A 23,502-nucleotide genomic window follows, 5' to 3' on the forward strand; every position below is an offset into this window, starting at 1 on the left:
TATGGAGGAGCAAAAAGTAAAGCAAATGAAGAGTCTTGCGCTTGCTTATATGGGAGATGTGATATATGAGCTATATGTTCGCGAGCACTTAGTAAAATCGGGGTCGAAAAAACTAAATACGTTGCATCATGCTGCGGTGGAATTTGTCTCTGCTAAAGCGCAAGCTAAAGTTATACGCCATTGGTTGGAGCAAGCAATGTTAACAGAAGAAGAGCAGGCTGTGGTTCGGCGTGGACGGAACGCTAAATCTGGCTCTATTCCAAAAAACACAGACGTACAAACCTATCGATATAGTACAGCATTTGAAGCGCTGCTAGGTTTTCATTATTTGGCAGATAATGAAGAACGTTTGGAAGTATTAATTAACGAGGCGATTACGTTTGTTGAGAAGGGAGAAGATTAATTTGTCGGAAGAATGGATCATAGGGAAAAATCCAGTTATAGAAGCATTGAAATCTGGTCGTTCTATTAATAAATTGCTTATTTCTGAACAATTAAATAGAACAACTGCACAACATTTGGAACGATTAGCAAAACAACAAGGGACAGTGGTAACCCGTGTTCCTAAACAAAAGTTGGACAAGCAAATAGATGGCAACCATCAAGGTGTTGCAGCGGCAGTGGCGGCATATGAATATGCGTCAATAGATGATTTATTTAATCGAGCCGAACGGAAAGGGGAAGAACCTTTCTTTATCATTTTAGATGAAATTGAAGATCCGCATAACTTAGGTTCCATTCTACGAACTGCTGATGCAGTAGGGGCGCATGGAGTAATTATTCCAAAGCGTAGAGCAGTTGGCTTGACTGCCACAGTTGCAAAAACTTCAGCAGGAGCCATTGAATATATTCCGGTAGCAAGAGTGACCAATATTGCGCAAACCATTGATGAGCTAAAAGATCGCCACATGTGGGTTGTTGGTACGGAAGCCGAAAGTGAAAAAGATTATCGTTCACTGGATGGCTCCATAGCATTAGCGTTAGTAATTGGTAATGAAGGAAAGGGAATGAGTCGATTAGTGCGAAAAAAATGTGACTGGACAGTCCGTTTAGCAATGACCGGTAATGTATCATCTTTAAACGCTTCTGTTGCCGCAAGTATTCTAATGTATGAAATCTACAGAAAGCGCCATCCGCTTGGTGGTTTGTAATGGATATTCTGCTTGTTGATGGCTATAATATGATCGGAGATTGGCAAGAATTAAAAAAAATAAAAGATATTGATTTAGAACAAGCTCGAAATTTGTTGATTGAAAAAATGGCAGAATATCAAGCTTATAGAGGTTATCGTGTTATTATCGTTTTTGATGCATATGAAGTAAAGGGAGCGGAGACGAAGTATAACAATTATCAAGTGGAAGTGATTTATACGAAAGAACAGGAAACTGCTGATGAATGTATAGAACGCTTAATTAAAGAGTTGAAAAATGTAAAAACAAAGGTCTACGTCGCTACATCTGATTATGAAGAACAACGAACCATATTTGCTCAAGGAGCTTATCGGAAATCTGCAAGAGAGTTGTATTTAGAGATTGATAATATTCAACAAGAAATAGAAGATGACCTTAAATCATACAAATCAAGACAAATTTCTACTAAAATTCCTATAAAGCAAGATATATTACAGATTTTCGAGCAATGGAGAAGGGGACAAAAGTAGAAAAGGTGCTGTTGACGCAATTGAAGCGCTTCCTGTATAATATTTCTATATCTTCACTTTCAACAGCTAGGGGGAGACTAGGTTGAGTGTTACTTATGCGTATACAAGAAGTCAGGTGCTAGAGCTAGAAATGCTAGAAGATGATGAGCTCATCGTACTCGCTCATCATGAGAATAGTCATGCGTTGGATTTTTTGATTAGTAAATACCGTGGATTCGTACATGCTAAAGCTAAAACGTATTTTTTAATAGGGGCAGATCACGATGATATCGTGCAAGAAGGAATGATCGGATTATATAAAGCGATACGAGATTACAGACAGGACAAGCTGTCTTCCTTTAAAGTATTTGCAGAGCTATGTATTACTCGCCAAATTATTACTGCTATAAAAACGGCGACTAGACAAAAGCATATGCCATTAAACTCGTATGTATCCTTAGATAAACCTGTCTATGATGAAGAATCAGAACGAACTTTGTTAGATGTATTAGTGAACGCAACAGTAACGGATGATCCTCAAGAGCTACTTGTTAATCAAGAAAGGTATGGAATACTAGAAGGGAAATTGGCGGAAGTATTGAGTGAGTTGGAGCGGGAAGTACTTGCTTTATACTTAGACGGACAGACATATCAAGAGATTTCCGGTGAATTGAAGCGTCACGTCAAATCAATTGATAATGCCCTGCAACGTGTGAAAAGGAAGCTAGAACGATGCTTGAATCTTAACGAAATAGGTTCGTGAGTTAAATGTGAATAGCTAGATAGAGCGTTGACAGTCGTTGACAACCGTGATAAGTTATTAAGAGTATGAAACTAGAAACCCTTAACTGATATGAGGGGTGAAATAAATGCAAAAAAAGATAGTTTTGGCATGCGTTGCATGTCTTAGCAGAAATTATAATTCAAATAAAAATAGCGCAATTAGTGAACGCTTAGAAATAAATAAATTTTGCAAAAGATGTAATAAGCATACATTGCATCGCGAAACAAAGTAATTAACTTTTTTAAAATCGGTATAAGTTTGGGGGTTACCACCTATGAATCTTGTTGCATTTTTAAAAAATGTGTCTAGTGAAATGAAGAAAGTATCATGGCCTGGTGGGCAAGAATTATTTCGTTATACAATTACTGTTGTAGTTACAGTAGCTTTTGTTGCTATATTTTTTGCGTTAGTAGACTTAGGTATTACACAAATTCTTAATGTATTTTTTGAATAGATTGCTGCTTTATATGCTATAATGATAATAAATCAAACGTTTCTTAGATAAAAACCCGTATTAGCGGGTTTTTTAAATTGGAAAAAAACAAAAGGGGGGAAGGACACTAAAGTTGTCCTATGATATGGAAAAACAATGGTTTGTAGTCCATACGTATTCTGGATATGAAAATAAGGTGAAAACGAATTTAGAAAAAAGATTAGAATCAATGGGTATGGAGGATAAGATTTTCCGTGTGCTTGTTCCAGAAGATGAAGAAACAGAAATCAAAAATGGGAAAAGAAAAACAGCTAAGAAGAAAGTCTTTCCTGGGTATGTCCTAGCTGAAATGGTTATGACAGATGACTCATGGTACGTTGTCCGCAATACGCCAGGAGTAACGGGATTTGTAGGTTCGGCAGGATCAGGAACCAAACCAACACCGCTTTTAGAAGAAGAAGTAGAAGTGATTTTGAAGCGGATGGGAATGAACGATGCGGTAATGGAAGTTGATTTTGAAATTAAAGAAAGTGTTCGTGTAATTGATGGGCCGTTTAAAGATTTCACGGGTGCTATTGAACATATTGATCCAGATAGACAAAAAGTGAAAGTTCATGTAAATATGTTTGGACGCGAAACGCCGGTTGAACTGGATTTTACGCAAATTACGAAATTATAATTGATTTAACTAGAATTGCGAAATAGTTGTCAACATACACTTGCAATTTTTGTTGTCACGTGCTAAAATTTTAATGTTCTTTATACTTATAGTGTAAAGTTTTAATTTTGTATATGAAATGAGTGGGAGGGTATTGCCCCTATTACCACATCACGGACTTAAGGAGGTGTGTCTCGTGGCTAAAAAAGTAATTAAAGTTGTTAAACTTCAAATCCCAGCAGGGAAAGCAAATCCAGCACCACCAGTTGGGCCGGCTTTAGGTCAAGCAGGTGTTAATATCATGGGATTTTGTAAGGAATTTAATGCCCGTACGCAAGAGCAAACAGGTATGATTATACCGGTAGAAATTTCGGTTTTTGAAGACCGTTCCTTTACATTTATTACAAAAACTCCGCCAGCTGCGGTGTTGCTTAAGAAAGCGGCAGGAATTGAAAGTGCATCAGGCGAACCAAATCGTAATAAAGTTGCGACGTTAAAGCGTGATAAAGTAAAAGAAATTGCGGAAACAAAAATGCCTGATTTAAACGCTGCTGATGTAGAAGCTGCTATGCGTATGGTTGAAGGTACTGCGCGTAGTATGGGTATTGTTATTGAAGACTAATCCCGTATCGTAGACGGATGATGTAAAGGTTGCGGTGGTGGAAATCATAGCCATTTCGCAGCCTTTTTGTAAGATGGTAAGCGCCATCCATCAACTAGATACAAATCTATTTTCTGTTATCTTGATTAGATAGCAGCAGCCGCTTTTAAAAGTGGGAGGTATAACCGCTAAAACCACATTCAAGGAGGAAATGATAATGGCTAAGAAAACAAAGAAGCAACAAGAAGTTTCAAAGCTTGTTGACCGTACAAAAGCATATGATGTTAAAGAAGCTTTAGACTTAGTGAAGCAAACAGCTAAAGCGAACTTTGACGAGACAGTGGAAGCTGCTTTTCGTTTAGGAGTTGACCCTAAAAAAGCAGACCAACAAATTCGTGGGGCGATGGTATTGCCGCACGGTACCGGAAAGACACAAACTGTTTTAGTTTTTGCTAAAGGTGATAAAGCGAAAGAGGCAGAAGCAGCTGGAGCTGATTACGTAGGTGAACAAGATCTTATTACCAAAATTAATCAAGGTTGGTTTGACTTTGATGTAATTGTGGCAACTCCAGACATGATGGCTGAAGTTGGTAAATTAGGTCGTGTGCTTGGTCCAAAAGGCTTGATGCCAAACCCTAAGACAGGTACTGTTACATTTGAAGTAGAAAAAGCGGTAAAAGAAATTAAAGCTGGTAAAGTGGAATATCGTGTAGATCGTCAATCAAACATTCACGTTCCGATTGGGAAAGCTTCTTTTGAGCTAAATCAATTAGTCGAAAACTTCCAAGCACTAGCTGACACACTTATTAAAGCAAAACCGCAAGCTTCAAAAGGCATTTACATGAAAAATGCTTCTGTAACGTCTACGATGGGGCCTGGTGTAAAAGTAGACCCATCAACTTTTTCGAAATAAGTAATTGGCTATTGACTTCATTGTAGTCCTTGACTATAATGAACAGTGTTGAAAATAAATTAATTACATTGTACCGTAGACAGTAGGTGCCTAAAGGCTTAATAATTCCTACCGAGGTGTCTGAATAAAGATGATATTGCTTGGCAATGTATGTCTAACCATTCAAACAAACCTTCATGTCTACTTTTAGATATGAAGGTTTTTTAGGTGTAGATTAGCCGGGTGTTTCGGTATAGTGATTAGTCAATAGGAGGTGGAACAATGTCAACCATTATTGAACATAAAAAACAAGTTGTATCTGAAATTGCAAATAAGTTCCGCGATAGTAAAACAACTATACTTGTAGATTACCGTGGTCTTGATGTTGCTGAAGTTACAGAACTTCGTAGCCAACTACGTCAAGCGGGTGTAGATTTTAAAGTGTATAAAAATACAATGACTCGCCGTGCTACGGAGGAAGTTGAACTTACTGATTTAAACGACTCACTTGCAGGCCCAACTGCTATTGCATTTAGTAATGAGGATGTAATAGCTCCAGCGAAAATTTTAAATAATTTCGCTAAAGAGCATGAAGCGCTAGAAATTAAAGCTGGCGTAATCGAAGGGAACGTTGCAACGCTTGATCAAATTAAAGAGCTTGCAGACCTACCGAATTACGAAGGTCTACTTTCCATGCTTCTCAGCGTATTGCAGGCTCCGGTTCGCAATTTCGCATATGCAACAAAAGCAATTGCCGAGCAAAAGGAAGAGCAAGGTGCTTAACAGCATCGTAAGCTAGTAGAAAATTAAACGTTATAACAATTGAAAAAAGTATATTAGGAGGAAAACATAATGTCTAAAGAGCAAATTATCGAAGCGATTAAAGAAATGTCTGTTCTTGAATTAAATGATTTAGTAAAAGCAATTGAAGAAGAATTTGGTGTAACTGCAGCTGCACCTGTAGCAGTAGCTGGTGGCGCTGCTGGTGGCGAAGCTGCTGAAGAAAAAACTGAATTTGATGTTGTTCTAGAAAGTGCTGGAGCTTCTAAAATTAAAGTTGTTAAAGCGGTTCGTGAAATTACAGGTCTTGGACTTAAAGATGCAAAAGATCTTGTAGACAATGCTCCAAAAGCAATTAAAGAAGGCGCTTCTAAAGAAGAAGCAGAAGAAATGAAAGCTAAACTTGAAGAAGTTGGTGCTTCAGTAGAATTGAAGTAAAGTAACTAAACATAAAGCTCGTCTACTAGTAGGCGGGCTTTATGTTATATCGTATAAAGTAGGTGCTAATATGTCGGAGCAATACTTTGTAAACAAACCTCAATCTAAAAGCAACCCCAAAACGTGGTCATATAAGCTGCGTGGACAAACCTTTCAGTTCGTAAGTGATGTTGGTGTTTTTTCGAAGAATGAAGTTGATTTTGGCTCTAGAACATTAATTGATACTTTTCAACTACCTAGTGTACCAGGAGACATAATTGATCTTGGTTGTGGTTATGGGCCGATAGGACTCACTATTGCCAAAACATTCCCTGATAGACAAGTTATACTCAGTGATATTAACGAAAGGGCACTTGAATTAGCGAAAGGGAATGCTGAGAAAAACCAGATCAAAAACGTTTCTTTTTATCTTGGTGATCGATTAGAGGCTGTCCCCCGGCGAGATTATGCAGCAATCGTAATTAATCCGCCAATACGAGCTGGTAAACAAACGGTGTATCAAATGTTTGAAGATAGTTATGAAGCGTTGAGCGTTAATGGTGAGTTATGGATTGTCATTCAAAAAAAACAAGGTGCTCCTTCCGCGATAAAAAAATTGAATGAACAATTCCGAAGTGTGGAGATTGTGAAGAAAAACAAAGGTTACTTCATTATAAAGGCAAAAAAAGAATAACTAGTAAAAAACTTGACCAAGAGTCCTATTCGTGGTAGTATTAAAAAATGCCAATAGGCATGTTTGCTTGTCAAGTGACTTTTTTTACCGTATTGAAAAGGTATATTACTATAATATAAGGATAGAATGGTAAAACGTGGGCTTGAATAGGAGTAGCGATATGCTTAGGAGAAGATTAATTAATATGTACTACCATTTACAAAATAATGAATAAATGGTTTATTATAACTTGTGAGTTGCTTATGCATTCGCAAGTTTGTTCGGTATATATGCCGAACAATTTTTATTCTGATTAAATTATACCTTTTCCGCTGTATAAGTCAATACCAGTAAATACATTTTGTATCGGAAAGAGGTATACAAGCTTAATGCAAAAACATTTTAACATATTAAGCTTTCTATGTTTTTTTATTCTTGATTTGAGGGGTGAAGCAGTTGACAGGTCAACTAGTTCAGTATGGACGGCACCGCCAGCGCAGAAGTTACGCGCGTATTAGTGAAGTTTTAGAATTACCGAATCTTATTGAGATTCAAACCGCTTCCTATGATTGGTTTCTAAAGGAAGGTTTGCGAGAGATGTTTAAAGATATTTCTCCAATTGAAGATTTTGCGGGTAACCTATCGTTAGAATTTGTCGATTATAGTTTAGCAGAACCGAAATATCCCGTAGATGAATCAAAAGAAAGAGACGTTACCTATAACGCTCCACTTCGTGTGAAAGTTCGTTTATTAAACAATGAAACTGGAGAAGTGAAAGAACAGGAAGTGTTTATGGGAGACTTCCCGTTAATGACCGATACAGGTACATTTATTATTAACGGGGCTGAACGAGTGATTGTATCGCAGCTAGTTCGTTCACCAAGTGTTTATTACAGTGGGAAGATTGATAAAAATGGTAAACGTGGCTATACAGCTACGGTAATTCCTAATCGTGGAGCTTGGTTAGAATTTGAAACAGATGCAAAAGATGTTGTACATGTTCGTATTGATCGTACAAGAAAAATGCCTATCACTGTCCTATTACGTGCATTAGGTTTCGGTAGCGATCAAGATATCATTGATTTAATTGGTGAAAACGAATATTTGAAAAATACATTAGAAAAAGATAATACAGAAACAAGCGAGAAAGCTTTACTGGAGATATATGAGCGTTTACGTCCTGGTGAACCACCGACGGTTGAAAATGCAAAAAGCTTACTTGTATCTCGCTTTTTTGATCCGAAAAGATACGATTTAGCTAACGTTGGTCGTTACAAAATCAACAAAAAATTACACATAAAAAACCGTTTATTTAATCAAACATTGGCTGAAACATTGGTGGACCAAGAAACGGGTGAAGTAATAGCTGAAAAAGGCGCGAAAATAGATCGACGTTTGTTGGATAAGATATTACCTTATTTAGACGCTGAGACAGATTGTTTTGGCGAACAGTACTTACAACCAAACGAGGGTGTTCTTGAGGATGAGATTAAGGTTCAGACAATTAAAATAGTAGACCCGACTGATCCAGAAGGAGAAAGAACATTAAACGTGATAGGTAATGGTGCGGTTGACGATTCTATTAAAAATATTGCACCAGCCGATATCTTGGCTGCTATAAGTTATTTCTTTAATATATTACATCAAGTTGGCGATACAGATGATATCGATCACTTAGGAAACCGTCGTCTTCGTTCCGTTGGTGAGTTATTACAAAATCAATTTCGTATTGGCCTATCTAGAATGGAGCGCGTGGTGCGTGAACGTATGTCTATTCAAGATACATCAGCGATTACGCCACAACAACTGATTAACATTCGACCGGTCATTGCTTCCATTAAAGAATTTTTTGGTAGCTCACAGTTATCTCAGTTTATGGATCAGACGAATCCATTAGCAGAATTAACGCATAAACGTCGTTTATCTGCTTTAGGACCTGGTGGTTTAACACGTGAAAGAGCGGGCTTTGAAGTTCGTGACGTACACTACTCACACTATGGTCGTATGTGTCCGATTGAGACGCCTGAAGGGCCGAATATAGGCTTGATTAACTCATTATCTTCTTATGCGAAAGTAAATAAATTTGGGTTTATCGAAACGCCATATCGTCGAGTTGATCCAAACACTGGAAAGGTAACGGACCAGTATGATTATTTAACTGCAGATGAAGAGGATAACTATGTAGTCGCGCAAGCGAATGCTCGTTTGACCGAAGAAGGATCTTTTGCTGATGAAGAAGTTATTGTTCGTTTCCGTAGTGAAAACACGATTGTACCTCGGAATCGTATTGATTACATGGACGTTTCACCAAAGCAAGTGGTTTCGGCTGCGACAGCATGTATTCCGTTCTTGGAGAACGATGATTCAAACCGTGCATTGATGGGTGCGAACATGCAACGTCAAGCAGTGCCGCTTATGCAACCTCGCTCACCAATTGTAGGGACAGGGATGGAATATGTATCTGGTAAAGATTCCGGTGCTGCAGTTATTAATCGCTATGAAGGAATCGTAGAACGCGTAGAAGCGAAAGAAGTTCATGTGCGACGTGTTTCGGAAGTAGATGGTAAAGAAGTTCAAGGCGATTTAGATCGTTATCGTTTACAAAAATTTATTCGTTCAAACCAGGGCTCTTGCTATAACCAACGTCCGATTGTTCGTGTGGGAGACCGAGTTGCAAAAGGTGAAATATTAGCAGATGGTCCGTCTATGGAAGATGGTGAATTAGCATTAGGGCAAAACGTGCTAGTTGGTTTTATGACATGGGAAGGTTATAACTATGAAGATGCTATTATAATGAGTGAGCGTCTTGTAAAAGATGATGTGTATACATCGATTCATATTGAAGAATATGAATCAGAAGCTCGTGATACAAAACTTGGACCAGAAGAAATTACGAGAGATATTCCTAATGTTGGTGAAGACGCCTTGCGTGATCTTGATGAACGAGGAATTATCCGTGTTGGTGCTGAAGTGGAAGATGGCGATTTATTAGTAGGAAAAGTAACGCCTAAGGGAGTAACAGAACTCTCTGCGGAAGAACGATTATTACATGCTATCTTCGGGGAGAAAGCTCGTGAAGTACGTGATACATCGCTTCGTGTACCACATGGTGCGGGTGGAATTGTTCTTGATGTTAAAATCTTCAACCGAGAAGATGGAGACGAATTACCGCCTGGTGTGAACCAGCTTGTTCGTGTGTATATCGTTCAGAAACGTAAAATTCACGAGGGAGATAAAATGGCAGGAAGACACGGGAACAAAGGTGTTATATCGAAAATACTTCCGGAAGAAGATATGCCATTTTTACCGGATGGTACACCAATTGATATCATGTTAAATCCGTTAGGCGTTCCCTCTCGTATGAATATCGGTCAAGTACTAGAATTACATTTAGGTATGGCCGCTAGAAAGCTAGGTATTCATGTGGCTTCACCTGTTTTTGATGGAGCTAGTGAAGAAGACGTATGGGAAACCATTGAAGAAGCTGGTATGGCTAGAGATGCTAAAACAGTTCTTTATGATGGTCGAACTGGTGAACCATTTGACAACCGTGTATCTGTAGGTGTGATGTATATGATTAAATTGGCACACATGGTTGATGATAAATTACATGCGCGTTCTACAGGGCCTTATTCACTTGTAACACAGCAACCGCTTGGTGGTAAAGCGCAGTTTGGTGGACAACGTTTCGGTGAAATGGAAGTGTGGGCACTAGAAGCATATGGTGCTGCTTATACATTACAAGAAATCTTAACAGTTAAGTCTGATGACGTAGTAGGTCGTGTGAAAACGTATGAAGCAATTGTTAAAGGTGAAAGTGTTCCAGAACCAGGTATTCCAGAGTCATTTAAAGTATTAATTAAGGAATTGCAAAGTCTTGGAATGGACGTTAAAATGCTGTCAGCTGATGAGGAAGAAATTGAACTACGTGATATTGAAGAAGAAGATAATCAATCTGCCGATCAATTTAATTTAGAGCTAGAAGAGAGATAAGTAAAGCATTGTTAATTCATGTTTAGTCGATCATTTTTAAAAAACAGTCGCCAAATGAAAGGTGAATAGCATCTTTCATTTGGCTGCTATTGGAACACATACTAAAAGGGAGGTAGGCCCCTTGCTAGATGTAAATAATTTTGAATATATGAAAATTGGGCTAGCATCACCAGACAAAATTCGTTCTTGGTCATATGGAGAGGTTAAAAAGCCAGAAACCATTAACTATCGAACACTTAAGCCAGAAAAAGACGGCTTATTTTGCGAAAGAATTTTCGGCCCACAAAAAGATTGGGAATGTCATTGTGGTAAATACAAACGTGTACGCTATAAAGGTGTTGTATGTGATCGCTGTGGTGTAGAAGTAACAAAATCAAAAGTACGCCGCGAACGTATGGGCCATATAGAATTAGCGGCACCAGTTTCACACATTTGGTATTTCAAAGGAATTCCGAGTCGAATGGGATTAGTGTTAGATATGTCTCCAAGAGCATTGGAAGAAGTAATTTATTTTGCTGCTTATATTGTTATCGATTCAGGTGAGACAGCACTTGAGAAAAAACAACTGTTATCAGAGAAAGAGTATCGTGCATACCGTGATAAATACGGTAAAGGTTTTCAAGCAGACATGGGCGCGGAAGCAATTAAGCGAATTTTAGAAGATGTGGACCTAGACAAAGAAGTAGAGATCTTACGTGAAGAACTAAAAACTGCACAAGGTCAGCGTAGAACAAGAGCAATTAAGCGTCTAGAGGTTTTGGAGGCATTTCGTAATTCAGGAAATCACCCGGCGTGGATGATTTTGGATGTGTTACCAATTATCCCTCCAGAGTTACGACCGATGGTTCAATTAGATGGAGGTCGTTTTGCAACTTCTGATTTGAACGATTTATATCGTCGTGTGATTAATCGTAATAACCGTTTGAAGCGTTTATTAGATCTTGGTGCTCCAAGCATTATTGTTCAAAACGAGAAACGTATGCTTCAAGAAGCAGTCGATGCATTAATTGATAACGGTCGACGAGGTCGACCAGTAACTGGTCCGGGAAACCGTCCGCTAAAATCTCTTTCTCATATGTTGAAAGGAAAGCAAGGTCGTTTCCGTCAGAACTTGTTAGGTAAACGTGTAGATTACTCTGGTCGTTCTGTAATTGTCGTTGGTCCTAACTTGAAAATGTATCAATGTGGTCTACCAAAAGAAATGGCTGTTGAATTATTTAAGCCTTTTATTATGAAAGAGTTGGTAGAAAGAGGCTTGGCGCATAACATTAAATCTGCTAAAAGAAAAATTGAAAGATTACATCCAGAGGTTTGGGATGTGCTAGAAGATGTGATCAAAGAGCATCCTGTCTTATTGAACCGTGCGCCAACTTTACACCGTTTGGGAATTCAAGCATTTGAGCCTACACTAGTAGAAGGACGTGCAATTCGCTTGCATCCACTAGTTTGTACAGCTTATAACGCTGACTTTGACGGTGACCAAATGGCTGTTCACGTACCTTTGTCTGCTGAGGCGCAAGCTGAAGCTAGAATTTTGATGTTAGCTGCGCAAAACATCTTGAATCCAAAAGATGGTAAGCCGGTAGTTACGCCTTCTCAAGATATGGTATTAGGTAACTACTACTTAACAATGGAACGTGCTGGTGCAATTGGAGAAGGGATGATTTTCAAAGACCTTTCTGAAGCATTGATTGCTTACCAGGATGGGCATGTTCATTTGCACACGCGAATTGCCGTGCAAGCATCTTCACTAAAAAAAGAAAACCTAACAGACGAGCAAAGAAATCAACTGTTAGTAACAACGGTTGGTAAGCTTATTTTTAATGATATGCTACCTAAATCATTCCCGTATATGAATGAGCCAACGCAAAAAAATCTTGAAATTCGTACACCTGAGAAATATTTCATAGAAAAAGGTGTGAATGTAAAAGAATTTATTGCTGATCGTGATATTATTCTGCCGTTCAAAAAAGGTATTTTAGGGGATATTATTGCAGAAGTGTTTAAGGAATTTAAAATCAGTGAAACGTCTAAAATGCTTGATCGCATGAAGGATCTTGGTTTTAAGTATTCTACAAAAGCAGGTATAACAGTTGGTGTAGCTGATATTGTTGTATTAGCAGAAAAAGAGCAAATACTTGAAGAAGCACAGTCTAAAGTAGATAAAGTATTAAAACAATTCCGACGTGGCTTAATTACTGACGAAGAACGTTATGATCGTGTCATTTCGATTTGGTCACAGGCGAAAGATTTAATTCAAGACAAACTAATGAAAACATTAAACCCACGAAACCCTATTTTCATGATGAGTGATTCTGGTGCGCGTGGTAACGCATCTAACTTTACTCAGTTAGCAGGTATGCGTGGCTTGATGGCTAACCCGGCTGGTAGAATTATTGAACTACCAATCAAATCCAGTTTCCGTGAAGGCTTAACCGTACTAGAGTACTTTATCTCCACTCACGGTGCGCGTAAAGGTCTAGCTGATACAGCATTGAAAACAGCTGACTCAGGATACTTAACTCGTCGTTTAGTTGATGTAGCGCAAGATGTAATTATTCGTGAAGAAGATTGTGGAACAGATAAAGGCTTAACTGTAAGTGCGATAACAGAGGGTACGGAAATGATTGAACCATTATTAGATCGTTTAATTGGTAGAACAGCATTTCAGACCGTACGTCATCCAGAAACAACAGACATACTAGTAGAAAAGAACGAAGTAATTACAGAAGATATCGCGAAGCAAATTGTTGAAGCAGGAATTGAAGAAGTAATTATACGAACTGTTTTTACGTGTAATACAAAACACGGAGCCTGCAAAAAGTGTTATGGGCGTAACTTAGCAACTGGGGAAGAGGTTGAAGTAGGCGAAGCGGTAGGTATCATCGCTGCTCAATCAATCGGTGAGCCTGGTACACAGCTAACGATGCGTACGTTCCATACTGGTGGGGTTGCTGGTAGCGATATTACCCAAGGGTTACCTCGTATACAAGAAATATTTGAAGCGAGAAATCCAAAGGGGCAAGCGGTCATTTCCGAAATTACTGGTATTGTTGAAGATATAACAGAAGTGAAAGATAAAAAAGAAATTATTATACAAGGCGCGGTTGAAAAACGTCCTTATACAGCACCATATGGCGCGCGTATGAAAGTTAGCATTGGTGATGAAGTTGAAGCAGGTCAAGCGTTAACAGAAGGTTCTGTTGATCCGAAAGAGTTGCTGAAAATTCAAGGTGTAGATGGTGTACAATCATATTTGCTAAAAGAAGTGCAAAAAGTATACCGGATGCAAGGTGTTGAAATTGGAGATAAGCACGTCGAGGTAATGGTAAGACAAATGCTTCGAAAAGTACGGATTGGTGACGCTGGAGATACAGATGTATTACCAGGCTCATTGCTAGAAATCCATCAATTCAGAGATGCGAACAAAAAGGTGCTTTTAGAAGGAAATCAACCTGCAGTCGGCAGACCGGTTTTACTTGGTATTACTAAAGCATCACTTGAGACCGATTCGTTCTTATCTGCTGCATCATTCCAAGAAACAACTCGAGTATTAACTGATGCAGCGATCAAAGGTAAAAGAGATGAATTACTAGGGCTTAAAGAAAATGTCATCATTGGTAAATTAGTTCCTGCTGGTACAGGGATGCAGAGGTATCGCAAAATAACAGCAGAAACAGAAGAGCCAATGGATCAAATTACAGAAGAAATAGAAGAAGAAGTAACACCTTAACAATTACAGCTTGTAGTAAAGATAACAAGGGAAAAAATGAAGCACCCTGTTTATAGAATCTAACAATAAATAATGATATTTTTTGTTGACATCAAGATTCTAGAATGGTACTATATTCAAGGTGCTTCTGTTATCCTTGTTGCTTTGGAGGATATGTAAATGTCTTATGAAAAAGTAGCACAGGTGAAAGAACAGTTAGTTATAGGCACGAAACAAACACTTAAAGCCATCAGGGATGGTGAAGTGGCTCAAGTTGTTATAGCTGCTGATGCAGATCAGCAAATAACAAAAAAGGTGTCGCAACTTGCAAAGGAAATGAATGTACCATGTGTACGAGTTGATTCAAAAAAGAAACTTGGTAAGGCATGTGGTATTGATGTAGGAACAGCGACGGTAGCAATAAAGCAATAAGGTTTTGATGTATGGGTTAACTTATACATGAAGACTTTGTTTTTTGCTTATAAATGAACCACCTGGGTGTGTGGGATTACAACTGTATAGAAGAAAGGAGGAAAAATTCATGCCAACTATTAACCAATTAGTACGTAAAGGTCGTGTGAGTAAAGGAAAAAATTCAGACTCACCAGCTTTAAATAAAGGGTATAATAGCTTTAAAAAATCATTAACAAATCAATCTTCACCTCAAAAACGTGGTGTATGTACTCGTGTAGGTACATTAACTCCAAAGAAACCGAACTCTGCATTACGTAAGTATGCACGTGTTCGTTTAACAAATGGGATTGAGGTAACTGCGTATATTCCTGGAATTGGCCATAACCTTCAAGAACACAGTGTTGTACTTATTCGTGGAGGACGTGTAAAAGACTTACCTGGTGTTCGTTATCACATTGTACGTGGAGCGTTAGATACAGCGGGAGTGGAAGGTCGTGCACAAGGCCGTTCTAAATACGGTACAAAAAAGCCAAAAAGTAAGTAAATGAAACTAAGATAGTAATTTAAGAAAGGAGGTTAGACAATGCCACGTAAAGGTCCAGTAGCAAAACGTGATGTCTTACCAGATCCGTTATACAACTCAAAGCTTGTGACCCGCTTGATCAACCAAATCATGGTTGACGGTAAAAGAGGTAAAGCACAAAAAATTCTTTATAAAGCATTTGAACTTGTTCAAGAACGTAGTGGTCAACAATCCATGGATGTATTTGAACAAGCGATGAAAAATGTAATGCCAGTTCTTGAGGTGCGTGCTCGCCGTGTTGGTGGTTCGAACTACCAAGTACCTATGGAGGTTCGCCCAGAACGTCGTCAAGCATTAGGACTTCGTTACATTGTTAATTATTCTCGCTTGCGCGGTGAAAAAACAATGGAAGAACGTCTTGCAAATGAAATTTTAGACGCTTCTAACAATACAGGTGCATCTGTTAAGAAACGAGAAGATTTGCACAAAATGGCAGAAGCAAACAAAATGTTTGCTCACTATCGCTGGTAATATAAAAGCGAAAACGGCTGCTTAACGACGAGTGGATTGGACTGAACCGAAGGAGATAAAGGAAACACGATGAGCTCCGCGAATCGATGTTAACTTATCGGACAGAGGTGAGGGAAATCTCATTAGTCGTTAGACGTTAGAGCTAGTAGTATAAAAGCGAAAACGACTGCTTAAAAAGTAAAAGTTTTAGTTTTATACCAATGCATAATTATATGCTACAAATGATATAGTGAAAATGGAATTTACAAACAGGAAGGAGAAAGAAATATGCCAAGAGAATTCTCCTTAGAAAAGACACGTAATATTGGGATTATGGCCCATATTGATGCAGGTAAAACAACTTGTACTGAACGTATTCTTTTCTACACAGGACGTATCCATAAAATTGGTGAAACGCACGAAGGTGCTGCCCAAATGGACTGGATGGAGCAGGAGCAAGAGCGTGGTATTACAATTACATCTGCTGCAACAACTGCTCAATGGAAAGGTCATCGTATTAACATCATTGATACTCCCGGACACGTAGACTTCACAGTTGAGGTTGAACGTTCTTTACGAGTGCTTGATGGATCAGTAGCTGTACTTGATGCACAATCAGGTGTTGAGCCGCAAACAGAAACAGTTTGGCGTCAAGCGACTACTTACGGTGTACCAAGAATTGTTTATGTTAACAAAATGGATAAAACCGGTGCTGATTTCTTATATTCAGTAGGAACACTTAAAGATCGTCTAGGTGCGAATGCACATCCAGTGCAGCTTCCAATTGGTGCAGAAGATAATTTTGATGGAATTATTGACTTGATTGAAATGGAAGCACACTATTACTTAGATGACTTGGGGACGCGTGATGAAGCACGTTCAATACCTGAAGAATATAAAGAACAAGCAGAAGAATATCGCACAAATCTAATTGAAGCTGTGGCTGAATCAGATGAAGACTTAATGATGAAATATCTAGAAGGGGAAGAAATTTCTAATGAAGAGCTTAAAAAAGCTATTCGTAAAGCTACTTTAAGCGTTGAATTCTACCCTGTATTCTGTGGATCAGCTTTTAAAAACAAAGGTGTTCAGCTGTTAATTGATGGTGTTATTGACTATTTGCCAGCTCCAACAGATGTACCGCCGATTGAAGGTCATGTACCACAAACAAATGAGGAAGTTGTTCGTAAAGCTGGTGATGATCAACCGTTCGCAGCTTTGGCATTTAAAGTAGCAACAGACCCATTTGTTGGTAAATTAACTTTCTTCCGTGTGTATTCTGGTAAATTAGATGCTGGTTCATATGTAAAAAACTCTACAAAAGACAAGCGTGAACGTGTAGGTCGTATTCTGCAAATGCATGCTAATTCTAGAGAAGAAATTTCAACTGTTTATGCTGGTGATATCGCTGGTGCGGTAGGTTTGAAAGATACATCTACAGGGGATACACTATGTGACGAGAAAAACCTAGTTATTCTTGAATCGATGGAATTCCCAGAACCAGTTATCTCTGTAGCAATTGAACCTAAATCTAAAGCAGATCAAGATAAAATGTCTATAGCATTGGGCAAACTTGCTGAAGAAGATCCGACATTTAAAACAGAAACAAATGTTGAAACTGGACAAACGATTATTTCTGGTATGGGTGAGCTTCACCTAGATATCATTGTTGATCGCTTGAGACGTGAATTCAAAGTAGAAGCAAATGTAGGTGCTCCACAAGTATCTTACCGCGAAACATTCCGTGCGGAAGCGGAAGTTGAAGGTAAATTTGTGCGTCAATCTGGTGGTCGTGGACAATATGGTCACGTATGGGTTAAATTTGAACCTAACGAAGAAGGCGCTGGCTTTGAATTTGTTAATAAAATTGTCGGTGGTTCTGTACCACGTGAATACATTGCTCCTGTAGAAGCAGGGATTAAAGAAGCGATGGAAAACGGTGTTGTTGCAGGCTATCCATTAATTGACGTTAAAGCAACGTTGTTTGACGGAAGCTATCATGATGTTGACTCGAACGAAACTGCATTTAAGGTTGCGGCTTCCATGGCATTGAAAGCTGCTAAAAACAAATGTAATCCTGCGTTACTCGAACCGATGATGAAAGTAGAAGTTGTTATTCCTGAAGAATACATGGGTGACATTATGGGTGATGTTACTTCTCGTCGTGGTCGTGTAGAGGGGATGGAAGCAAGAGGGTCCGCTCAAGTTGTTAAAGCATTTGTTCCGCTTGCGGAAATGTTCGGTTATGCAACAGCATTACGCTCGAACACTCAAGGACGTGGTGTTTACACCATGCACTTTGACCACTATGAAGAAGTACCAAAGAGTATTTCAGAAGAAATTATTAAGAAAAATACTGGAGAATAATTGATTTTTTTCTCGTTCTAAAGTATAACTTGTATTGTAAGCTTAGAAATAGAGTGATACATTTTGTTTCTAAGCAAGCTTACATGTCATATAAACACATTTTTTTTAAAATTAAAGGAGGAACTATAAATGGGTAAAGAAAAATTTGACCGCTCCAAAGACCACGTTAATATTGGTACTATTGGACACGTTGACCATGGTAAAACTACACTAACTGCTGCTATTTCAACAGTACTTCACAATCGTTCTGGTTCAGGTACTGCAATGGCTTATGATCAAATTGATGGTGCGCCAGAAGAAAAAGAGCGTGGAATCACGATTTCTACTTCTCACGTAGAATATGAAACAGAAAGTCGTCACTATGCACACGTTGACTGCCCAGGACACGCAGACTACGTTAAAAATATGATCACAGGTGCAGCACAAATGGACGGAGCTATCTTAGTAGTATCTGCAGCTGACGGCCCGATGCCACAAACTCGTGAACACATTTTACTTTCTCGTCAAGTAGGTGTACCAGCGATTGTTGTATTCTTAAACAAATGTGATATGGTAGACGATGAAGAGCTTCTTGAACTAGTAGAAATGGAAGTTCGTGACCTTCTATCTGAGTACGATTTCCCTGGAGATGATGTACCAGTAATTAAAGGTTCTGCTCTTAAAGCACTTGAAGGCGAAGAAAACTATGTTAATGCTATCTATGAATTAATGGATGCTGTTGACGAATACATTCCTCGTCCTGACCGTGACACTGAAAAAGATTTCATGATGCCAGTTGAGGATGTATTCTCAATCACTGGTCGTGGTACAGTTGCTACTGGACGTGTTGAGCGTGGAGTAGTTAAAGTAGGAGACGAAATTGAAATCATCGGTTTAGCTGAAGAGCCATCAAAAACTACTGTAACTGGTGTTGAAATGTTCCGTAAGCTTCTTGATTATGCAGAAGCAGGAGATAACATTGGTGCGCTTCTTCGTGGGGTTTCTCGTGAAGATATTAACCGTGGACAAGTACTTGCAAAACCGGGTTCTATTACTCCACACACAAACTTCAAAGCAGAAGTTTACGTACTATCTAAAGAAGAAGGTGGACGTCATACACCATTCTTCAATAACTACCGCCCACAGTTCTACTTCCGTACAACGGATGTAACTGGAATCATTCAACTTCCAGAAGGTGTAGAAATGGTTATGCCTGGAGATAACGTTGAAATGACAGTTGAGCTTATCTCTCCAATCGCGATTGAAGATGGAACTAAGTTCTCTATTCGTGAAGGTGGCCGTACAGTAGGCGCTGGCGTTGTAGCAACGATCCAAAAATAATTTATTAAAATAAAAGAGCAGATGGCTTAGCTATCTGTTCTTTTTATTATGGGCAACACAAGTATAGATTTTAGGCGCGATATGCAGGTTTAAAATAACGACTAAGAAATGAGAAAGAATGGAATGAAAAAAATGAAAATAAATAGGATTTAACCTTGCATTTGGCTGCACTTTTCTATATAATGAACAATGTTGGTCATAAAAGGCGATGATGCGGAAGGTTGTTGGCACACCCGGCCCCTTTGCCATGGCGGGGTGCGAAGGAATTTTCGCGGAGAATGTCTATTACAAAAATGGGCGAAAAAGGAGGGAAAGTAATGGCAAAAGAAAAAATTAGAATTCGTTTAAAAGCATACGATCACCGTATTCTTGATCAATCTGCTGAAAAAATTGTAGGTACTGCAAAACGTTCTGGCGCAGGGGTATCGGGACCTATCCCATTACCTACTGAGAAATCAGTTTATACAGTCCTACGTGCAGTACACAAGTACAAAGATTCTCGTGAGCAATTCGAAATGCGCACACACAAACGTCTGATTGATATTGTTAGTCCTACACCACAAACAGTTGATGCATTGATGCGTTTAGACTTACCATCAGGTGTAGATATTGAAATCAAACTTTAATAGATAAAAATTTAGGAGGTGTAACGGATGACGAAAGGAATCTTAGGTCGCAAAATCGGCATGACACAGCTTTTCTCTGAAAATGGGGAACTAACGCCGGTAACAGTAGTTCAAGCAGAACCAAACGTTGTTTTGCAAAAAAGAACTGAAGATAATGATGGCTATGAAGCTGTTCAATTAGGTTTTGCTGACAAGAAAGAATCTCGTTCTAACAAACCAGCCAAAGGACATGCTGCAAAAGCGAGCACGAACCCTAAGCGCTTCATTCGTGAATTCCGTAACGTTAATCTTGATAACTATGAAGTTGGTCAAGAAATTAGCGTAGAGGTTTTCCAAGCTGGAGATATAATTGATGTAACAGGAACTTCTAAAGGGAAAGGTTTCCAAGGTTCTATCAAACGCCATAACCAATCACGTGGCCCAATGAGTCATGGTTCTCACTATCACAGAGGTCCTGGTACTATGGGTGCGGTAGATCCAATGCGTGTATTTAAAGGTAAAAAATTGCCTGGACAAATGGGTGGAGAACAAATTACCATTCAAAATTTAGAAGTGGTTAAAGTTGATGTGGAACGTAATCTTTTATTAATTAAAGGAAATGTTCCTGGAGCGAAAAAATCATTCGTGAAAATAACGAGTGCAATAAAGGCTAACTAATTATATATTGAAGGGAGGATATGTCATGCCTAAAGTAGCACTATATAACCAAAGCGGTTCGCAAGTAGGTGATGTGGAATTAAATGACGCGGTGTTCGGTATTGAACCAAACGAACATGTATTGCATGATGCAGTTGTTATGCAACAAGCATCTCGTCGTCAAGGTACACACGCTGTTAAAAATCGTTCAGCAGTACGCGGTGGAGGACGTAAACCATGGCGCCAGAAAGGCACAGGCCGTGCACGTCAAGGTTCTATTCGTTCACCTCAATGGGTTGGTGGTGGAGTAGTATTTGGACCGACGCCACGTAGTTATAGCTATAAATTACCTAAAAAAGTACGTCGTTTAGCACTTCTTTCAGCACTATCAACTAAGGTGAAAGAAGACAACGTGATTGCTTTAGAAACATTAGGTTTTGATGCACCAAAGACTAAAGAAGTGGTTAAATTATTTGATGCGCTACATGTTGACACAAAAGCATTAATTGTTACTGCGGAAAAAGATGAAGTAGTAGCACGTTCTGCTAATAACTTGCCAAACGCAAAAGTATTACCAGTAAGTGAAGTTAACGTTATTGACTTGCTTACGCATGACAAGCTGATTATTACAAAAGAAGCAGCTGAAAAAGCAGGGGAGGTGCTTGCATAATGAAAGACACACGTGATATTATTAAGCGCCCGATTATTACGGAACACTCTGCAGACCTAATGATTGATAAAAAATATACATTTGAGGTAGATCCGAGAGCGAATAAAACAGAGATTAAACAAGCTGTTGAATCAATTTTTGGAGTAAAAGTAGTCAAAGTAAACACCTTAAACCTTAAAGGTAAATTCAAGCGTATGGGTCGTTACGGAGGTTTTCGTCCGGATCGTAAAAAAGCTGTTGTTCAACTTTCTGAAGACAGCAAAGAACTAGAATTTTTCGAAAGTGTATAATATAACGTTATAAAAGAAGGAGGGAAATAAGATGGCGATTAAGAAGTATAAACCAACTTCAAATGGTAGACGTGGTATGTCAGGATCTGATTTTGCTGAAATCACAACTACACAACCAGAAAAATCATTGCTTGCCCCATTGCACAATCGTGGAGGGCGCAACAACCAAGGGAGATTAACTGTTCGTCATCAAGGCGGTGGACATAAGCGTCAATATCGTGTCATTGACTTTAAACGTGACAAAGATGGAATACCAGGACGCGTTGCTACAATTGAATATGATCCGAACCGTTCTGCTAATATTGCGTTAATTCACTATGTAGATGGTGAAAAACGTTATATCTTAGCTCCGAAAGGAATCGAAGTAGGTCAAGAGATTTTATCAGGTGAAAGTGCAGATATCAAATTAGGTAATGCATTACCACTTGCAAGTATTCCAGTAGGTACAGTTATTCATAATGTTGAACTTAAACCAGGCCGTGGCGGACAACTTGCTCGCTCTGCAGGTTCTCAAGCTCAAATTCTAGGCCGTGAAGATAAATATGTGTTAGTCCGTTTAACTTCAGGCGAAGTTCGTTTAGTACTAGGAACTTGCCGTGCAACAATTGGTCAAGTAGGTAACATTGAACATGAATTAATTACTGTAGGTAAAGCAGGACGCTCTCGTTGGAAAGGTGTTCGCCCTACTGTTCGTGGTTCTGTAATGAACCCTAATGATCACCCTCACGGTGGTGGTGAAGGACGTGCGCCAATCGGACGAAAATCACCAATGTCTCCATGGGGCAAACCAACACTTGGTTACAAAACGCGTCAACGTAATAAACCATCAGATAAATATATTGTACGTAAACGTAAAAAATAACGGGGTTGTAAGGCGGACCATTACGTTCGTCCAACAATCACGAAGGGAGGTTTATGCATGGGTCGTAGTTTAAAAAAGGGACCTTTCGTAGATGACCATTTGATGAGAAAGATTGAGAAAGTGAACGAAAGTGATAAGAAGCAAGTAGTAAAAACTTGGTCTCGTCGTTCTACTATTTTCCCTAATTTTGTAGGTCAAACAATCGCTGTATATGATGGACGTAAGCATGTACCTGTATATATTACAGAAGATATGGTTGGACATAAATTAGGTGAATTCGCGCCAACACGCTCATTTAGAGGGCATGCGGGTGATGACAAGAAAACAAAACGCTAATTATGAGAGGAGGCACTCTTGATGCAAGCAAAAGCTGTTGCAAAAACTGTTCGAATTGCTCCTCGTAAAGTTCGTTTGGTAATTGATTTAATTCGAGGAAAAGACGTTGGAGAAGCAATTGCAATTTTAAAACATACACAACGCGGTGCATCACCAGTTGTTGAGAAAGTTTTAAACTCTGCAATCGCAAATGCAGAACATAACTATGAAATGAACTCAGATGAGTTGTTTATATCTGAAGCATATGTGAACGAAGGCGTAACGTTGAAACGTTTCCGTCCGCGCGCACAAGGTCGTGCTAGTCAAATCAATAAAAGAACAAGCCACATTACAGTGGTTGTATCAGAAAAGAAGGAGGGATAATCT

The 23,502-nt window shown here is 38.9% G+C and carries 26 protein-coding genes and 1 other annotated feature; all 26 genes read left to right on the top strand.

Annotation, left to right across the window (positions count from 1 at the left end):
• The first annotated feature begins 1 nt into the window (after position 1).
• The 26 genes from ACH6CY_RS10475 to rplV all read left to right on the top strand — a co-directional run bounded on the left by ACH6CY_RS10475 (position 2) and on the right by rplV (position 23,499).
• Entirely contained in the window at positions 2 to 403 is a 402-nt protein-coding gene (locus ACH6CY_RS10475) for a Mini-ribonuclease 3 (protein ID WP_374067285.1), read from the top strand.
• Position 404: 1 nt separating this feature from the next.
• Entirely contained in the window at positions 405 to 1,151 is a 747-nt protein-coding gene (rlmB, locus tag ACH6CY_RS10480) for a 23S rRNA (guanosine(2251)-2'-O)-methyltransferase RlmB (RefSeq protein WP_374067286.1), read from the top strand.
• On the top strand, positions 1,151 to 1,660 hold the full coding sequence (locus tag ACH6CY_RS10485; RefSeq protein ID WP_374067287.1) for an NYN domain-containing protein: 510 nt from the start codon (positions 1,151 to 1,153) through the stop codon (positions 1,658 to 1,660). Before rlmB ends, ACH6CY_RS10485 begins: the two co-directional genes overlap by 1 nt.
• 130 nt (positions 1,661 to 1,790) lie before the next feature.
• The gene (gene sigH, locus ACH6CY_RS10490; RefSeq protein WP_374067335.1) at positions 1,791 to 2,402 is read left to right on the top strand and encodes an RNA polymerase sporulation sigma factor SigH; all 612 of its coding nucleotides are present in this window, start codon (positions 1,791 to 1,793) and stop codon (positions 2,400 to 2,402) included.
• A 106-nt stretch (positions 2,403 to 2,508) separates the two neighbouring features.
• Positions 2,509 to 2,655 (top strand): 50S ribosomal protein L33, encoded by a 147-nt coding sequence (gene rpmG, locus ACH6CY_RS10495; RefSeq protein WP_374067288.1) that lies wholly within the window; start codon positions 2,509 to 2,511, stop codon positions 2,653 to 2,655.
• Between the two features lie 42 nt (positions 2,656 to 2,697).
• Complete coding sequence (gene secE, locus ACH6CY_RS10500; protein ID WP_374067289.1) at positions 2,698 to 2,877, top strand: preprotein translocase subunit SecE; 180 nt, start codon at positions 2,698 to 2,700, stop codon at positions 2,875 to 2,877.
• A 124-nt stretch (positions 2,878 to 3,001) separates the two neighbouring features.
• Positions 3,002 to 3,535, top strand: coding sequence for a transcription termination/antitermination protein NusG (gene nusG, locus ACH6CY_RS10505; protein ID WP_374067290.1), 534 nt, complete (start codon positions 3,002 to 3,004; stop codon positions 3,533 to 3,535).
• 175 nt (positions 3,536 to 3,710) lie between these two features.
• Positions 3,711 to 4,136, top strand: a complete 426-nt coding sequence (rplK, locus tag ACH6CY_RS10510) for a 50S ribosomal protein L11 (protein WP_374067291.1) — start codon at positions 3,711 to 3,713, stop codon at positions 4,134 to 4,136.
• A 196-nt stretch (positions 4,137 to 4,332) separates the two neighbouring features.
• Positions 4,333 to 5,028, top strand: coding sequence for a 50S ribosomal protein L1 (gene rplA / locus ACH6CY_RS10515; RefSeq protein ID WP_374067292.1), 696 nt, complete (start codon positions 4,333 to 4,335; stop codon positions 5,026 to 5,028).
• A gap of 55 nt (positions 5,029 to 5,083) precedes the next feature.
• Positions 5,084 to 5,242, top strand: a sequence feature (ribosomal protein L10 leader region).
• 47 nt (positions 5,243 to 5,289) lie between these two features.
• The gene (gene rplJ, locus ACH6CY_RS10520; protein ID WP_374067293.1) at positions 5,290 to 5,790 is read left to right on the top strand and encodes a 50S ribosomal protein L10; all 501 of its coding nucleotides are present in this window, start codon (positions 5,290 to 5,292) and stop codon (positions 5,788 to 5,790) included.
• 69 nt (positions 5,791 to 5,859) lie between these two features.
• The gene (gene rplL, locus ACH6CY_RS10525) at positions 5,860 to 6,225 is read left to right on the top strand and encodes a 50S ribosomal protein L7/L12 (RefSeq protein ID WP_374067294.1); all 366 of its coding nucleotides are present in this window, start codon (positions 5,860 to 5,862) and stop codon (positions 6,223 to 6,225) included.
• Positions 6,226 to 6,295: 70 nt separating this feature from the next.
• Positions 6,296 to 6,898, top strand: a complete 603-nt coding sequence (locus tag ACH6CY_RS10530) for a class I SAM-dependent methyltransferase (RefSeq protein WP_374067295.1) — start codon at positions 6,296 to 6,298, stop codon at positions 6,896 to 6,898.
• A gap of 435 nt (positions 6,899 to 7,333) precedes the next feature.
• Positions 7,334 to 10,870: a DNA-directed RNA polymerase subunit beta gene (gene rpoB / locus ACH6CY_RS10535; protein WP_374067296.1), complete on the top strand. Its 3,537-nt coding sequence runs from the start codon at positions 7,334 to 7,336 to the stop codon at positions 10,868 to 10,870.
• Positions 10,871 to 10,991: 121 nt separating this feature from the next.
• Positions 10,992 to 14,603, top strand: a complete 3,612-nt coding sequence (rpoC, locus tag ACH6CY_RS10540; RefSeq protein ID WP_374067297.1) for a DNA-directed RNA polymerase subunit beta' — start codon at positions 10,992 to 10,994, stop codon at positions 14,601 to 14,603.
• A gap of 159 nt (positions 14,604 to 14,762) precedes the next feature.
• The gene (locus ACH6CY_RS10545) at positions 14,763 to 15,014 is read left to right on the top strand and encodes a 50S ribosomal protein L7ae-like protein (RefSeq protein ID WP_374067298.1); all 252 of its coding nucleotides are present in this window, start codon (positions 14,763 to 14,765) and stop codon (positions 15,012 to 15,014) included.
• Between the two features lie 109 nt (positions 15,015 to 15,123).
• On the top strand, positions 15,124 to 15,540 hold the full coding sequence (gene rpsL, locus ACH6CY_RS10550) for a 30S ribosomal protein S12 (RefSeq protein WP_374067299.1): 417 nt from the start codon (positions 15,124 to 15,126) through the stop codon (positions 15,538 to 15,540).
• Between the two features lie 39 nt (positions 15,541 to 15,579).
• Entirely contained in the window at positions 15,580 to 16,050 is a 471-nt protein-coding gene (gene rpsG, locus ACH6CY_RS10555; RefSeq protein ID WP_374067300.1) for a 30S ribosomal protein S7, read from the top strand.
• Positions 16,051 to 16,317: 267 nt separating this feature from the next.
• On the top strand, positions 16,318 to 18,396 hold the full coding sequence (gene fusA, locus ACH6CY_RS10560) for an elongation factor G (RefSeq protein ID WP_374067301.1): 2,079 nt from the start codon (positions 16,318 to 16,320) through the stop codon (positions 18,394 to 18,396).
• 129 nt (positions 18,397 to 18,525) lie between these two features.
• Positions 18,526 to 19,716, top strand: coding sequence for an elongation factor Tu (gene tuf / locus ACH6CY_RS10565; protein ID WP_374067302.1), 1,191 nt, complete (start codon positions 18,526 to 18,528; stop codon positions 19,714 to 19,716).
• 317 nt (positions 19,717 to 20,033) lie between these two features.
• On the top strand, positions 20,034 to 20,342 hold the full coding sequence (gene rpsJ, locus ACH6CY_RS10570; RefSeq protein ID WP_374067336.1) for a 30S ribosomal protein S10: 309 nt from the start codon (positions 20,034 to 20,036) through the stop codon (positions 20,340 to 20,342).
• 27 nt (positions 20,343 to 20,369) lie between these two features.
• Complete coding sequence (rplC, locus tag ACH6CY_RS10575) at positions 20,370 to 20,999, top strand: 50S ribosomal protein L3 (protein WP_374067303.1); 630 nt, start codon at positions 20,370 to 20,372, stop codon at positions 20,997 to 20,999.
• Between the two features lie 25 nt (positions 21,000 to 21,024).
• The gene (rplD, locus tag ACH6CY_RS10580) at positions 21,025 to 21,648 is read left to right on the top strand and encodes a 50S ribosomal protein L4 (RefSeq protein ID WP_374067304.1); all 624 of its coding nucleotides are present in this window, start codon (positions 21,025 to 21,027) and stop codon (positions 21,646 to 21,648) included.
• Positions 21,648 to 21,938 (top strand): 50S ribosomal protein L23, encoded by a 291-nt coding sequence (gene rplW / locus ACH6CY_RS10585; RefSeq protein ID WP_374067305.1) that lies wholly within the window; start codon positions 21,648 to 21,650, stop codon positions 21,936 to 21,938. The genes rplD and rplW overlap by 1 nt, the downstream gene beginning before the upstream one ends.
• A 31-nt stretch (positions 21,939 to 21,969) precedes the next feature.
• Entirely contained in the window at positions 21,970 to 22,800 is an 831-nt protein-coding gene (rplB, locus tag ACH6CY_RS10590; protein WP_374067306.1) for a 50S ribosomal protein L2, read from the top strand.
• A gap of 57 nt (positions 22,801 to 22,857) precedes the next feature.
• Complete coding sequence (gene rpsS / locus ACH6CY_RS10595) at positions 22,858 to 23,136, top strand: 30S ribosomal protein S19 (protein WP_374067307.1); 279 nt, start codon at positions 22,858 to 22,860, stop codon at positions 23,134 to 23,136.
• Between the two features lie 21 nt (positions 23,137 to 23,157).
• Positions 23,158 to 23,499: a 50S ribosomal protein L22 gene (rplV, locus tag ACH6CY_RS10600; protein ID WP_374067308.1), complete on the top strand. Its 342-nt coding sequence runs from the start codon at positions 23,158 to 23,160 to the stop codon at positions 23,497 to 23,499.
• The last annotated feature ends 3 nt before the right edge of the window (positions 23,500 to 23,502 follow it).

The sequence above is a fragment of the Paraliobacillus sp. JSM ZJ581 genome, assembly GCF_044383835.1.
Classification (GTDB): domain Bacteria; phylum Bacillota; class Bacilli; order Bacillales; family Amphibacillaceae; genus Paraliobacillus.

Bases quoted from the DNA above. Each gene is read 5' to 3' on its own strand.
- rpsS (WP_374067307.1), top strand. From the start codon at position 22,858: ATGGGTCGTAGTTTAAAAAAGGGACCTTTCGTAGATGACCATTTGATG.
- rplV (WP_374067308.1), top strand. From the start codon at position 23,158: ATGCAAGCAAAAGCTGTTGCAAAAACTGTTCGAATTGCTCCTCGTAAA.
- sigH (WP_374067335.1), top strand. From the start codon at position 1,791: ATGCTAGAAGATGATGAGCTCATCGTACTCGCTCATCATGAGAATAGT.
- rpsL (WP_374067299.1), top strand. From the start codon at position 15,124: ATGCCAACTATTAACCAATTAGTACGTAAAGGTCGTGTGAGTAAAGGA.
- rpmG (WP_374067288.1), top strand. From the start codon at position 2,509: ATGCAAAAAAAGATAGTTTTGGCATGCGTTGCATGTCTTAGCAGAAAT.
- rplD (WP_374067304.1), top strand. From the start codon at position 21,025: ATGCCTAAAGTAGCACTATATAACCAAAGCGGTTCGCAAGTAGGTGAT.
- rpsG (WP_374067300.1), top strand. From the start codon at position 15,580: ATGCCACGTAAAGGTCCAGTAGCAAAACGTGATGTCTTACCAGATCCG.
- nusG (WP_374067290.1), top strand. From the start codon at position 3,002: ATGGAAAAACAATGGTTTGTAGTCCATACGTATTCTGGATATGAAAAT.
- ACH6CY_RS10545 (WP_374067298.1), top strand. From the start codon at position 14,763: ATGTCTTATGAAAAAGTAGCACAGGTGAAAGAACAGTTAGTTATAGGC.
- rplC (WP_374067303.1), top strand. From the start codon at position 20,370: ATGACGAAAGGAATCTTAGGTCGCAAAATCGGCATGACACAGCTTTTC.
- ACH6CY_RS10530 (WP_374067295.1), top strand. From the start codon at position 6,296: ATGTCGGAGCAATACTTTGTAAACAAACCTCAATCTAAAAGCAACCCC.
- rplL (WP_374067294.1), top strand. From the start codon at position 5,860: ATGTCTAAAGAGCAAATTATCGAAGCGATTAAAGAAATGTCTGTTCTT.
- rplA (WP_374067292.1), top strand. From the start codon at position 4,333: ATGGCTAAGAAAACAAAGAAGCAACAAGAAGTTTCAAAGCTTGTTGAC.
- ACH6CY_RS10475 (WP_374067285.1), top strand. From the start codon at position 2: ATGGAGGAGCAAAAAGTAAAGCAAATGAAGAGTCTTGCGCTTGCTTAT.
- ACH6CY_RS10485 (WP_374067287.1), top strand. From the start codon at position 1,151: ATGGATATTCTGCTTGTTGATGGCTATAATATGATCGGAGATTGGCAA.
- rpsJ (WP_374067336.1), top strand. From the start codon at position 20,034: ATGGCAAAAGAAAAAATTAGAATTCGTTTAAAAGCATACGATCACCGT.
- rplJ (WP_374067293.1), top strand. From the start codon at position 5,290: ATGTCAACCATTATTGAACATAAAAAACAAGTTGTATCTGAAATTGCA.
- fusA (WP_374067301.1), top strand. From the start codon at position 16,318: ATGCCAAGAGAATTCTCCTTAGAAAAGACACGTAATATTGGGATTATG.
- secE (WP_374067289.1), top strand. From the start codon at position 2,698: ATGAATCTTGTTGCATTTTTAAAAAATGTGTCTAGTGAAATGAAGAAA.
- rplB (WP_374067306.1), top strand. From the start codon at position 21,970: ATGGCGATTAAGAAGTATAAACCAACTTCAAATGGTAGACGTGGTATG.
- tuf (WP_374067302.1), top strand. From the start codon at position 18,526: ATGGGTAAAGAAAAATTTGACCGCTCCAAAGACCACGTTAATATTGGT.
- rplW (WP_374067305.1), top strand. From the start codon at position 21,648: ATGAAAGACACACGTGATATTATTAAGCGCCCGATTATTACGGAACAC.